The following is a 13209-nucleotide window of genomic DNA, read 5'->3' on the forward strand; positions in this document are numbered from 1 at the left end:
CGGTGGCGCGCGGATCGATCCAGCACGTGCTTGCGCCACCGGTCCGGTGCCGGCATGAGGGCGCCTACCAGGGTGCCGACCGGCTGCTGCGCGAGGGCCGCGCGGCAGAGGCGCTCACGGCGTACCTCGAGGCGCTGCGTGACCATCCGGCTGACGGGCTGTGCGGCCGGGTTTTGCTGGCCAGGACTGCGGAAGCGGCCCTCGATGCGCACGCGCCGCGGTTGGCGCTCGACCTCGCGGCCGAAGCCGTCGAGGGGATCGACGAACGTCCGATCCTCCGGTGGGCCACGCTCGCCGCGCGCGCCGGAGCGGTGCGTGCGCGGGCCGCGGCGGAGCTCGGCCTCCTCGACGACGCGGCCCGGTTTCTGCGGGCGGCACAACGCATTCCGCACCGGAACCAGCCGACCGAGCGGTACGTGCGGATCAGTGCGGTGCTCGTCTTCGCCCCGGCCCGTGACGCGCTGGACTCGGAGATGGCGATGGACGTCATCAGCAGTGAAACCGTTGCGCAGCAACTGAAACGGCTGACCTCGTACGAGATGGCGTACCTGCTCACCCACTGGGGCCGGGTGCTGCAGGGCCGCGGCGTACCGAAGCAGGCGAGCGTGCAGTACTCGGCGGCGATCTCGCACGTCGACGGCATCCGGGTCACCTGGTCCGGGACGATTGCGGCGAAGTACCGCCGGATGGCCACGATGCTCCTGACCGCGCAGTGCGGGGTGCTCGAATGCGAGGGCGGGTCGGACGACGACTTCGCGACTGTCGTGGAGCTCGCCGTCCGTTTGGGCGACCAGTACCTGGCTACGCGGCTTGCCGGTTACCGGGCGCATCCGGATCTCACCGCCCTCGTCGAGCAGCCACGGCCGTGGTGGATGCTGGCCGAAGACCCCGAGGCTGAGGTCGACCGGGAGCGGGCCCGCGAGCAGTTCGAGGTGCTGGCGAAGGCGGTTCCGGGGGCGTTCGAGAAGGTGACGGCCCGGATTTCCGGTGTGGTGCTTCCGGAGGTGGCTCGGGTTGCCGCGGCGCCGGAGTTGGTCCCAGCCGTACCGGGGTGGGTCACTGCCGCTGAGGAGGCTGGGCCGTGCCTCACGCTTCGGCGGGCGTGGGAGATCAGCCGCGACCGAGGGCACCACCTGCTGGGTCCGGAACACCTGCTGCTGGCCGCCCTTGCCGACGGCGAGTGCCGGAATGCCGCTGCAGCAGCGGGAATCACGGTCGCCACGATTGACGAAATGCTGCGTAAGACCATGAATGCGCAGGGAACTCCCGGCGGGCTCACCGAAGCGGCACGGTCGGCTCTGGAGGAAAGCGCTGTCCGGGCGTGGCAGGACGGGGTGCCGCTGGTACGGCCGTCGCATGTCTTGCTGTCGGTGCTGAGCCATACCGTGCTTGCTTCGCCGGACGAAATCGCGGTGCGGGTCACCTGTGGAGCGACGGCCAGGTGGCGGGATCCGGGGCCACGGCTGCCGATTGCGGGTCCGTTCAGTGCACCGGCCCGCGCGGTGCTGATGGCTGCCTCGGACGGCCGGACGATCACCCACGGCGATCTGATCAGTGCGCTGTCGGCCAGCCTGGCCACGCCGCCGACCGTCCGGGACCGGGCGGCGAAATGCCCGCCGAACGGCGCGTCCGTCACCTTTCCCTGGGCCGCGCTCTGTACACAGTGGACTCGCGGGATCGACCTGGAAGACCTCGTCGACCCGCCGGTGCCCGGCGGTGTCCCGGACCCACTGCTGAGACGGGCGCTGCTCGGCGCCGGAACGCTTGCCCGGGCCGACGGACTGGGTTACGTCGGGCCGGAGCATCTCGCCGAGAGCCTGCGGACACAGCCGGACCCGGAACCGGGGGAGTGGCTGGTGTTCACGCCGTCGCTCAAGAACCTGATCGCCCGTGCGAGTACCCGCGACGTGGTGACGGTGGCCGACCTCCGGGAGGATCTCGCGTGCTGAAGTGTGCACACCTGACGTCGGCGGCGGAGGTCGTGCGGAACGCGGCTGCGCAGGGCCGGTTCGCCGAAGCCCTCGAAGCGGGCGCCGAATTCCTCACCGCGCACCGGCCGGGGATGATGTGCCGCAGCGTGTTCGCGGCGGACCTGGTCGAGCTGTCCGTGATCCTGGGACAGGACCAGCTCACCAACGCGTTGCTGATGGTCGCCGCGGCGGATGACGACGTCCAGTACCTGCCGTACCGCGTCCGCACGCACGGGATGCTGGCGGTGATCCTGACCGAGGTCCGGACCGGTGACGAGGACGACGTCCGCGCCGATCTCCGTGGCGTGCCCGGAGTTCCGCCGCGTCCGCTGGATTTCCGGCTGCGGAGGTCCGAAGTGGAGGTTCGCGCCGGGCTCACGCCGCGGCAGGCCCCGCGTCCCGGCGTTCGGCTGCGTACCCACCGCGCGCGTTCTGCCGCGGCGGGTCTGGGGCTCGCGCTGATCGAGAAGGACGACGCCGAGACCGGACGCCGCTGGCTCACCGCGGTGGCGGAGCAGGCGGAGCGTGCGGGAGGCCGTCCGGACGGGCTCACCCGCACGATTGCCGGCGCGTTCGACGCGTGGGCCTGGGCACGCGCCGTCTCCGGTCTCGCGCAGCTCGGGCCGGACAGCGCCTGGCTGGCCGAGCGGGTGCCGGTCGCCGCACGGTTTTTCGCGGTCGCCGGGCATCCGCGGTGGGCGGCCACTACGGACGCGGCCGTCCGGCACCCGGAGACGCGGTTCTTCGAGCTCGGCGCGGCCGCCGCGCGGGAGTGGCGGACGGTGTCGCCCGAGTACGACTGGCTGGGTAGCCCGCCCGACGACGCACAGTTCTCGCACTCCGCCGCCCGCATCCGCCCGCTTTTCCTGGTGGGCGACGACACCCTGCGCGCGTCCTACGTCGGCATGCTCGGCGAAGCGGCCGAGCGGCTCGACAAGCACGGCGCCGGTGGACCGCTCATCGACCAGCTGGTCGGGCTGCTCCGCGAGGACTTCGCCGCCGGGTACCCGCCGAACCTGCTGGCCCGCGCCCTCGTCCTGCGCGCGCGGCATCGGCACCACGCCGGATCGCCGCGCGCCGCCTTGGCCGACGACGTCGAAGCGCGCGCCCTCCTGCTGGCCGAGAACACCGGGGAGGTGACCCGGAACGTCGAACGGCGGATCGACGACCTGGTCGAACATGGCTGGTGGGACGAAGCCGTCCGGACCGCGACGACGTTCGGCAGCAGCGCGATCGACCGCGTCGAACACGAAGCGCAGCTGCACAACCAGGCCGGGGTTGTCGAACAGCTGGCCGCGTTCCGCGCCGAACTGACGCGGGACGCCCGCACGTTGACATCATGGGCAATCGCCCGGGAACGACTTTCGCCGGGCTCGGGTACGCCGGTGTTTCTCGACGCCATCGCGATGGCCCCGGACCTCGCCGGCGTTGTGGAAACCCGGCTGGCCGCCGCTCGGTACCGCCCCGATCCCGACCTCTCGAAGTTGCTGGAGCAGGTCCTGTCCGGCGAGTTCGACCACCCGCGCCTCCTGGCCGAGCTGACCCACGCGGTCGCCCGGGACACCGCCGTCGACCCGGCGACGGCCGTGGATCTCCTTGTCCGGGCGGGAAAACACTTGGTCGTGACCGGGCTGCGCAACGGCGCCGGATGGGTCACCGACCAGGTCCTGCTCTGGGAGCGCGCGGTCCGCTTCCTGCACCAGCCCGCAGCCGCCCTGCAGCTGTGCGAAGCGCTGACCCAGCTGCCTGGTCAGCCGGATTTCCTTGCTGCCGCGGTACAAATGCGCCTGGCATCGACGCTCGCCGAAGCAGGTCGCCGCGCGGTGCCCGCCGCCCGCCTGGCCGTGCAGATGGACCCGGAGTCGGCACAGGCCCGCCGGGTCCTCGGCCGCACCCTCCTGGAGGGCCGGGAACTACCCGAGGCAATCCGGGTCCTGGACGAGGCGCTCCAGCAAGAACCCGACAACGCGTACGCGCACTTCCTCCGCGCCGAAGCCCTGCGCAAATCCGGCGACCCTGACGGCGCCGTGGCCGCGCTGTCTCACGCCCTACGCCTGGACCCGGCCTACGAAACCGCGACGATCCAGTACTCCCGGCTCCTCCGCAGTTCTGACAGCGAGCGTTCCCTGGCGGTGCTGGAGGCCCTCGGCGCCGTACATTCGGGCTCGTCCTGGCTCCGCTATCAGTACGGCCTGTCGCTGGCCGCCACCGGACGCCGCCCCGAGGCGACGGAATTCTTCCGCGACGCCCTTGACCTGGGCGGGGAACCGATCCGTACCGCCGGGCCACACCGGCGCGCCGGGGACCCGAACCTCCCGCTGTTCCACCTGGCCCTGGTCGGGACCGATCCGGTGGCCGCCCTGGCACGGGATCTCGGCCCGGGCACGCCGGATTGGCTGGTGCAGGATGTCGTCGACGATTATGAGGAGATCGCGGTGGTGCTCCCGGAAACCCGGCTCGCGGCGGGGGAAGCGGTGGTGTTCCTGAACGGGCTGCGAACTCGCTAGGGTGTGATCAGCTGGCCAGAATGCGTTCCTGGCTCTCGGCAAGACCGGCACTGACCGCCCTGACGCGGGACCTCGACCCGGCCCCACAAGACTGGCTGTGCGACGCCTCGGCGATTGCGAGGAGATCGGCGCCGCGTCGCGGCGGGGGAGGCGGTGGTGTTCCTGAACGGGCTGCGAACTCACTAGGGACGACCTCACCCGGCCAGAACGCGTTCCAATGTCGCGTATCCCGCCGGTTCCCACGTCGGTTTGCCGCCCGGCAGGCCGTTTCTGCCGCGCTGTCCGATCCAGATCAGGTTCAGTGCGCGCATCACCGCCCAGCCGCGGGCGCGCGTGATCGTGGCTTCGTCGGCCTGTGCATACGCGGCGAAGAACCGCGGTGCGGCGTCGGCCGGGAGGAGGATCCAGGCGGCGGACAGGTCGGTTGCGGGGTCGCCGGAGCTCAGGTCGCCGAAGTCGATCACTCCGGTCAGAGCGCCGTCCTGCGTGACCACGTTGGCCGGATGGAGGTCACCGTGCAGCCAGAGCGGCGAACCCGTCCAGGCAGGTGCGGCGACGGCCTCGTCCCACACTTCCCGTGCCGCGTCGGCGTTGGTGCTGATGGCTTCGAGCCAGCTCGGGAACTCCGGGTCCAGCTGGGCCAGGGGGACACCACGGGTCGAGCTGGCCGGGGCGTCAAACGGAGCAGGATGATGCAGGGCGCGCAGGAAACCGGCGAGCGTGTCGGCGGCGTCGGGGCGGGTGATCGGGGCACGGTCGGCCGGTTCGCCCGCGACCCAGTGCGCGATCGTCCACGGGTGGGCGAACCGCGGGGACGGTTCGCCGACGCGTACCGGAGTGGGGACCGGCAGCGGCAGCCGCTCGGCCAGCACCGGCAGCCAGGCCTGTTCCGTGCGCAGGAGACCGGGGGCCCGGTCGCTGCGGGGGAGGCGGACCGCGAGATCCGGGCCGAGGCGCCATTGCTGGTTGTCCCAGCCGCCTTCGACGTCGCGGAGTTCGAGAGCGGCGAGGTCGGGGTGTTGCTCGTGCAGTAACGCGCGGACCAGATCCTGTTCGTACCTCACCATCGCACGCTAGCAGCCTGCCTCAGTGGGTGACCGGCAGCCCGAACGCCTCGGGGTCCTTGTTCTTGGCCTTCTCCAGGAGATCGGGCACCGCCGAGCTGTCGAGGACGCCCGCGAGTTTGCGCTGGGCCTTGTCCGCGTCGTGCTTGGCCTGGTCGGCTTTGCGTTCGGCCTGCTGCCGCCCGGCCGAGCCGAACCAGTACCCGAGCGCGGTGGTCAGCAAGGGGAGCACGACGAGCAAGATGTCCTTGGCCCGCTGGAACTCGTCGAAGGCAGTGCCATCGGTGCTTGGCGTCCCCAGCCGGGTGTACACCACCAGCAGCCACAGCGCGGCGATCACCAGCAGTACCAAGGTGATCGCCGCCCTGATCCAGGTTCCGAGTGATTTCATGACGGCTCCTATTCGCCGCAGTTCCCTTTCGTGGGAACGGGTTTCGCGGGGTCGTACCGTCCAGGGTCCGGCGAGACCGACGGGCCGTCGAAGGACGGTTCCCCGAATTCCGGCATGAGAAACCCGCTCTTGCTGGCCGAGCACGCGATGTTGGTGTCGAACGCGTGGTACGCCTCCAGCCACAGGCCGCGGCTCGCCGGTGCCCAGGAGTTCCCGATGCGCTCGATGTAGTCGGCCTCGACGCGGACGAACGGTTCGATGTCCGACGGGCCCTCGATCGACTGCGTACCCGGGTCGAAGGCGTAGGCGACCACGTACGACACGTGCAGCACCAGCTCACCGGTTTTGCCCGGCTGGACGGTCAGCGTCCCGTTGAGGCGGGGGGCGACGGGCAGGAGGTGGTAGCCGTCGGCGAGGTAGGTGACGTAGCCCTGGACGCCGGATTGCAGGTCCGTCCTGGCGTCCGGGGCGAAGAGGGCCAGGTAGGCATCGGGGTGGTGCCCGTCGAGGGTGCCGTGATCGAGGTGAGCGGCCGTGATCGCCTTCTTGACCTGGTCCTCGGCCTGCGCGACCTGCGCCGCGGAGAACGAGCCGACCTTCGCCGCGGGTGCGGTTTTCAGGCCCGCGATGCCTTCGGCCCAGTTCTGCGCGGGAGTCTTGTCGAACGGCCGGGTGAGGTCGACGTGCGCGTAGTCCGGCAGCTCGGTCGGAGCGGACCCGGTCGTGGTGGTCGTCGTTGCCGTGGTGGCGGCAGGCGCCGCGGGGACGCCGGACGAGGAGTCCGGCCGCCTCGCCAGGTACACCGCGATCCCGGCCGCCGCGAGAGCGACCAGCCCGGCCACCGACAGGGTGACCCAGGTCCGCACCCGCGCCCGCCGCCGGGTTGCGCGCAGCCCGACCCAGGCCTCCTTCTCGGCGTGCCGCTGCCACTCCGGGTCCATCAGGTCCGGATGATCCTCAATGCCGTGGTCGTCCACAATGTACCGTCCTGGTTCGTCGATCCTGCACCGGAATCGGCAATGGGAGACGGTCGTTACGGCGAAACGATCACCGCAACCGTTTCGGAATATCCTGGCTCAGCCGTTCACCGAGGGATCGTGCGCGAAGTACGTCGCGCTGAGCTCCCCCAGCAGTTCGTCACCTGCGCCCTCCAGCACGCACGAACCGTGGTTCAGCACGTAAGCCCGGTCACACAGTTCCAGCGCCAGGTGCACGTGCTGCTCCACGAACAGCACCGCGACCCCGTCCGCCGCGACCTGTTTGATCACCTCCGCCAGGTCGAGGACCACGGCCGGGGACAGGCCCATGGTCATTTCGTCCACGAGCAGCAGTTCCGCGTTCAGGCTCAGCGCGCACATGAGCGCCAGCAACGGCTGCTCACCGCCGGAAAGCAGGGCCGTCTGCCGGTTCCGCAGGCGGCCGATGGTGGGAAACCGTTCGTACAGCTCCCCGGCCGCGGCGCGGGTCCGGCTGCGCAGGCGCAAGTTCTCGTCCACCGTCAGGCTGCGGAACAACCCGCGGTTCTCCGGTACGTACGCCAGCCGCCGCCGCGCGGCTTCACGCAGGGACTTCACCGGGCGCCCGAAAACCTGCACCGCACCGCCGAGCGCGGGTAACGCGCCGCACACCGTGTCGAGCGTCGTCGTTTTCCCGGCTCCGTTCGGTCCCAGCAGGGCCACGATTTCGCCGGGCGACACGGTGAGATCGAGGTCGCGGACGACCGGGACGCTCTGGTGGCCCGCGGTCAGGCCGCGGATTTCGAGGGCAGGCATCACGCGGTCTCCTGGCCGAGGTAAGCGCTGAGCACGGCAGGTTCGGTCCGGATCGCCTCCGGCGGCCCGGACGCGATCAGCCTGCCCTGGTCCAGCACATGGATCCGGTCGCACACGGCGAGCACGAGCGCGAGGTCGTGTTCGATGAGCAGCACCCCGACCCCGGCGCCGGCAATCGCCTTCAGCCGCGTGCCGAGCTGCCTGCTCTCGAAGCTGTCCAGCCCGGCCGCCGGTTCGTCGGCGAGCAGCACGCTCGGCCGGCTCGCCAGCGCCCGCGCCAGGCTGACCAGTTTCCGTTGCCCGCCACTGAGTTCCGCCGGGCGGCGCGCGGCCAGCCCGGTGATCCCGGCCAGGTGCAGGGCCCACGCGACCGCGGCGTCGTCGGCCGCGGCGACCCGGACGTTGTCCACCACCGGCAGATCCTCGAAGAGCTGCCCGGCCTGCCACGTGCGGGCAAGCCCGGCGCGGCACCGGGCGTGCGGCTTCAGCCCGGCCAGCTCCCGGCCACCCAGCACCACCGGGCCCTGTGCCGCGCTGAACCCGGTGAGCGCGTCGAGCAGCGACGTCTTCCCGGCTCCGTTCGGGCCGATCAGACCGGCGATCTCACCCGGCGCGACCTCGATCCGCACGTCCTCGACGGCGGTCACCCCGCCATAGCGGACAGTCAGCGGCCCGGCCTGGAGCGCGGCGCGCGAAACCGGGAGATCCGGCGGCTCGGGCAGCACCACGGGACGTTCCGGCGCCCGGCGGAACACCTTGAGCCGCAACCGTTCCAGCGTCACCCGCACCGCATCGCTGACGCCCTGCGGGTTGAACAGCGCCACCAGGATCAGCACGATTGCCGCAATGGTCCCGTACGTCGTCGACGCCACATTCCAGTGCTGGCTGATCAGCACGTACACGATCCCGGCCGGAGCGAGGATCCCGGCGTACAGCGCGCCGCCGATCCCGGTGATGCCGCCGATGTAGGCGAACACCAGCAGCCCGATGCTGGAGAACACGTCGAACGAGCTCCCGGACACCGCCTGGTTGTTGTAGGCGAGCAGGCCTCCGCCGATCCCGGCGATCAGGCCCGCCACCGCGAGCGCGGCGACCTTCGTGGCGGCGACGTTGATTCCCACGCTCGCCGCAGCCTGTTCGTTGTTGCGTACCGCGAGAAAACGCCGGCCGAGCGAGCCACCGATGGTGCGTGACGTCGTCACCGCGACGAGCACCAGCACCACCAGCAGCGTGATCGTGAACGGAAGCCGCGCGATGGTGTCGCCCTGCTGCGCCGCGAGGTCGAGGCCCGCGAGGCGCGGTGGTGCCACGGCCGGAGTGCTGGCCGTGGTGAACACGACCGCCTGGACCGCTGCCGCCCCGGCCAGCGTCACCACCGCCAGCTGCGCACCCCGCACTCGCAGCGCCGGAAGTCCCACCAGCACCGCGATCGCCGTGCTCACGAACCCGGCCACCAGCAGTCCCAGCGGGAACGGCCAGCCGCCGAGGTACCGCGCCAGGGCGAACGCGGCCAGCCCGGCGATCGCGAGCTGGCCGAGCGAGATCTGGCCCACCAGCCCGACGAGCACCACCAGCGACAGCGCGAGGATCGCGAAGACGATGCTGAGGTTGAGCCCGAGCCGGATCGTCGGGCTCACGAGCGCGGCCAGCCCGGCGGCGGCGAGTGCCAGCCCCGCGATCGTCGCGGGCCGCATCGGCCGCGGCACCCGCGGCAATGGTTCGAGCACGACCCCGGCCCGCGTCGGCAGCGCCCGGCCGCCGAGCGCGAGCACCGCGACGATCACGACCAGCGGGATCGCGTCGGTGAGCCCGCCGCCGGACAGCGCGGGCGGCCACCAGGGACGTGGTCTGCATGAAGGTGAGCTCGGACTGCAGCACGCCGAGCCCCAGCCCGGCTGCGGCCGCCCCGGTGACGCTGGCCAGCCTGCCGACCAGCATCGCGGTGAGCCCCGGAACCACCAGCTGCGGCACCGATTCCGGGTTCAGCGGGCTGATCGACGAAGCCAGGATCATCACCACGGTCGTCACGGTGATCCCGCCCGCGACGTTCACCACCGCCAGCCGGGTCGGCGACCACCGGCTCAGTGTGAGCGCCGCCTCGTCCTCCAGCGCCGCCCGCGTCGCCGCGCCGAGCAGGGTCCGCCGGTACGCCCACGAGATCGCCACCGCCAGCGCGAGCACCGTACCGGCCAGCCAGAACCGGTCCTGCGGGACGCTGAGCCCGGCGATGTCCACCGGGCCGTCCGGGAACAATGGCTGTTCGGAGCGGGCGTCGTGGCCGAAGTGGTCGAAGATGCCGTTCTGCAGGTATGTCATCAGCCCCAGCGACGCAATGAGCTTCGCGACCAGCGGCGCGTGCCGCAGCGACCGGAAGATCAGCAGCTGCACGAGCATTCCGAGCACCGCGGCGAGCACGACTGCCACCACCGCGGCGGCCCACCCCGGCAGCGGGTCACCGAGCGGCACCCGCGCCGGGATCACCACGAGCGGCAGCACGAGGTCGCCGGTGGTGTGCAGTTCGGCGAACGCGAACGCACCCCACATCGCCAGCGCCGCATGCGCGAAGTTGATGATCCCGGCGCCCTGGTAGGTCATCACGAGACCGACTCCGAGACCGGCGCTGACCGCGCCGGCGCCGAGGCCGAGCATCGCGAAAACGAGGAACTGGTCCATGGCGTTACTTGATGTCCGCGGCGTAGGTGAACTTGCCGCCGACGACCTGCTGCGTACCGTCGCTGTTGGCCTTCAGCACGGCGATGCCGGTTCCGCAGGTCGCACCCGGCATCGGCCGCTGTGCGCAGTCGACGGTGCCGCCCATGTAGTACTCCCCGCGGAACTTCGCGATCGCGTCACCGAGACTCGTCGCGGTCACCTCGCCCTTGAGGTCCTTCGCGATGGCGGCGAGCGTCATCACGATGGAGAACCCGGCCGGGGCGTTGGTGTTGACGTTCTTGGCTTGCTTCGCCGCGGTCATCACGTCGTTGTATTCCGCGAGCTGTGCCTTCGCCTTCGGGTCGGAGACCGACGCGAGGCCGTTGTACGGGTAGACCAGCGAAGTGGTGTACACACCGGCCGCCTGCGACCCGAGTGTCGGCAGGAACTTCTGGCAGGCGACCGCGTACACGACCCCGGTGAACCCGGTGCTGCGTGCCGCGCGGATGGCGTTCGTACAGTCGTTTTCCGCGTACAGCAGGAAAACGCCGTCTGCGTTGGCCGCCTTCGCCGCGGTGAACGCCGAGGTGACGTCCGGGTTCACCGGTGCGGTGCTGGTGAGCGTGGAGGTGATGCCGAACTGCTCCGCCAGCGGTTTGATGCCCTCGTCGAACTGCTGCTTGAAGGCCGCACCCGCGTTCGGCAGCATCGCCACCAGATGGTGCACGTTCGCGTTCTTCAAGGTGTACATGATGATTTTGAGGCTGAGCGCGAGCGGCGCGGACAGCATCACCGCTTTCGGATCGCGGTACACGTCGGGCACGGCCTGGTGGCCGAACACCGTGATCCCCGCCTGGTCGAGGATCGGCAGCGCGGCCGAAAGCGAGACCTCGATGCCGCTGAGGACGGCCGGGACCCTGTCGGCCACGAACTTGTTGGCACACTGGACCGCGCGGGCCGGGCTGCCGTCGGTGCTGCAGACGTCGAGCTTCAGCGGACGGCCGCCGATCCCGCCGGTCGCGTTCACCTGGTCGGCCGCGATCTGCGCGGCACTGCTGATCTCGGGGTAGGGCAGGGCGCCGGAATCGGTGTTGACGAACCCGACGGTGAGCGGCGGGCCGGTCAGTTTCGCCGCGGGATCGGTCCCGCCTCGGCTGCTCGAACAGCCGGTCACGACGGCGGCCATCGCCGCCAGCGCGGTCATCACCAGTGCGGATCGGGGGGTGCGTTTCACCGGGTCACTCCTGTCGGTCGGCGGGGAGTCGGGGGAGAGGGTCGGCGGAAACCTGTTCTCCGCCAGGGGTTTCGTCCGTCATTTCGTCCTTTGTGGACTTGGTGCGGCTGGCGAGCAGGGCGGCCAGCCCGCCGGCGAGCAGGGTCGGCACCGCGACGCCGATGAGAATGGACCGGGCGCCGACCCCGGCGGCGAGCAGCAGGCCGCCCACCCCCGGGCCGATCACCGAACCGATCCGCCCGGCCGCCGCCGCGAAGCCGACGCCGGTGGCGCGGCTCGCCGAGTCGTACAGCGCCACCGCCAGCCCGGCCTGTCCGATCGGACCGGCGGCGAGCGCCGCGCCCAGCACCGCGAGAACCGCCAGCAGGAGCCCGGTGCTCATCGGCACCAGTCCGAGCACACCGAGCAGCAGGGCACCGGCCGCGCACCCGGCGACCATCATCCGCGGCGCGCCCACCGCCGCCGCGCCGAGCGCGAGCACCACGCCACCGGCCAGCCCGCCGAGGGCGATGAGTCCTGCGCCGAGCGGAGCATCGGCCGGGGTGAAGCCGTATTCGAGCAGGAACGTCGGCAGCCACGACAGCACCACGTAGGTCACGATGAACACCAGGAATGCGTAGCTCCACAGCAAAATCGTCGAGCCGCGCACTCCGGGGGCGAACAGCCGCCGGACGGCGCCTTCGGGCAGCGGGCCCGACGCGGTGACGGTGGTCCGCGGCAGCAGCAGGAACAGCGCAACCGCCAGCAGCAGCGCGGCGAGACCGGGCAGCCAGAAGATCGACGGCCAGCCCCAGCCGGTGAGCAGCTGCCCGCCGAGGAATCCGCCCAGCGTCGAGCCGACCGGAAGGCCGAGCGTCACCACGATGCCGATCCCGTCCCGTGCCCTGGCCGGTGCCACGTCCGCGGCCAGTGCGACCGCCGCGGGCAGCACGCAGCCGAACCCGGCTCCGGCGATCACCCGCAGCACGGTCATCGCCGGGATCGAACCGACCACCGCGATCGCCGCCGTGGCCACGGAAAACACCACGACCGACGTCCCGACGACCGCCGCCCGCCCGAAGCGCGCGGCCAACCGTCCACTGAGGACGTACCCGAGGACGGCGCCGAGGTTCGTCGCGACCAGCGGCAGGGTGAACGCGGCCGGGGCGAGGTGCCATTCGCGGCTGAGGGTGGGGACCACGAGGCTCATCGCGGCCGTGTCGAACCCGTCCGCGACGATCGCCAGGAAGACCAGGGCGGTCGTGCGGACCCATCCCCGGGTCCCCGTCGCAGCGGGGGAAAAACGTTCGCGCACAGGATTCCTCCGATTCACGGTGCGGGAGAATCCGCAGAATCTATAGCGCAGACATGACGACCGTCAAGACACGAGAATGCGTCACCGGAAACACGAAAAAGCGTCGGGATCGGTGGTATTCCGAGGTCGGCGAAAATGCGCCGTCACCTCGTGCTTCGCGGGGGTCGGCGACCTCGCTGTCCCGGTCGGGCAGTGGCAGGATCCTGCAGTTGATCTCCGGATTGGCCGAGAATGCTGCAAAGCGTGAGGTCATGGCGGCCGGACGCGGACAGTATCACTCACTTCGCCCGGCTCGTCACAACGGAGGGATGCCGACTGTCCATCG

General features: G+C 71.0%; 9 protein-coding genes and 1 pseudogene. 2 read left to right on the forward strand and 8 right to left on the reverse strand.

All coding sequences use genetic code 11. From position 1 onward, the window contains the following. The first annotated feature begins 2 nt into the window (after positions 1 to 2). A complete protein-coding gene (locus OO71_RS09035) occupies positions 3 to 1949 on the forward strand; it encodes a Clp protease N-terminal domain-containing protein (protein ID WP_033289243.1) in 1947 nt (648 codons plus the stop codon). Continuing rightward, positions 1943 to 4477, forward strand: coding sequence for a tetratricopeptide repeat protein (locus OO71_RS09040; protein WP_033289244.1), 2535 nt, complete (start codon positions 1943 to 1945; stop codon positions 4475 to 4477). Before OO71_RS09035 ends, OO71_RS09040 begins: the two co-directional genes overlap by 7 nt. A 194-nt stretch (positions 4478 to 4671) precedes the next feature. Here OO71_RS09040 and OO71_RS09045 read toward each other — a convergent pair whose 3' ends face one another. From OO71_RS09045 to OO71_RS09075, 8 genes and pseudogenes are all read right to left on the reverse strand, one after another. After that, positions 4672 to 5541, reverse strand: coding sequence for an aminoglycoside phosphotransferase family protein (locus OO71_RS09045; protein ID WP_245633608.1), 870 nt, complete (start codon positions 5539 to 5541; stop codon positions 4672 to 4674). 22 nt (positions 5542 to 5563) lie between these two features. Beyond that, complete coding sequence (locus OO71_RS09050; protein ID WP_033289246.1) at positions 5564 to 5932, reverse strand: hypothetical protein; 369 nt, start codon at positions 5930 to 5932, stop codon at positions 5564 to 5566. Positions 5933 to 5940: 8 nt separating this feature from the next. Further along, entirely contained in the window at positions 5941 to 6909 is a 969-nt protein-coding gene (locus OO71_RS09055; RefSeq protein ID WP_033289247.1) for a hypothetical protein, read from the reverse strand. 99 nt (positions 6910 to 7008) lie between these two features. After that, positions 7009 to 7704 carry an ABC transporter ATP-binding protein gene (locus OO71_RS09060; protein WP_033289248.1) on the reverse strand — a complete coding sequence of 232 codons (696 nt, stop codon included), beginning with the start codon at positions 7702 to 7704 and terminating at the stop codon, positions 7009 to 7011. Next, a complete protein-coding gene (locus OO71_RS46235; RefSeq protein ID WP_051791354.1) occupies positions 7704 to 9488 on the reverse strand; it encodes an ATP-binding cassette domain-containing protein in 1785 nt (594 codons plus the stop codon). The genes OO71_RS09060 and OO71_RS46235 overlap by 1 nt, the downstream gene beginning before the upstream one ends. 124 nt (positions 9489 to 9612) lie before the next feature. Further along, positions 9613 to 10377: pseudogene (locus OO71_RS53305) on the reverse strand (branched-chain amino acid ABC transporter permease); the annotation flags it as partial. 4 nt (positions 10378 to 10381) lie between these two features. Continuing rightward, complete coding sequence (locus OO71_RS09070; protein ID WP_033289249.1) at positions 10382 to 11590, reverse strand: ABC transporter substrate-binding protein; 1209 nt, start codon at positions 11588 to 11590, stop codon at positions 10382 to 10384. 4 nt (positions 11591 to 11594) lie between these two features. Continuing rightward, on the reverse strand, positions 11595 to 12884 hold the full coding sequence (locus tag OO71_RS09075) for an MFS transporter (RefSeq protein ID WP_051791356.1): 1290 nt from the start codon (positions 12882 to 12884) through the stop codon (positions 11595 to 11597). Between the last annotated feature and the right edge of the window lie 325 nt (positions 12885 to 13209).

This window comes from Amycolatopsis jejuensis (assembly GCF_000717335.1).
Classification (GTDB): domain Bacteria; phylum Actinomycetota; class Actinomycetes; order Mycobacteriales; family Pseudonocardiaceae; genus Amycolatopsis; species Amycolatopsis jejuensis.

Excerpts from the sequence above, each read along its gene's own strand:
- OO71_RS09050 (WP_033289246.1), bottom strand. The coding sequence starts at position 5,932 with ATGAAATCACTCGGAACCTGGATCAGGGCGGCGATCACCTTGGTACTG.
- OO71_RS09060 (WP_033289248.1), bottom strand. The coding sequence starts at position 7,704 with ATGCCTGCCCTCGAAATCCGCGGCCTGACCGCGGGCCACCAGAGCGTC.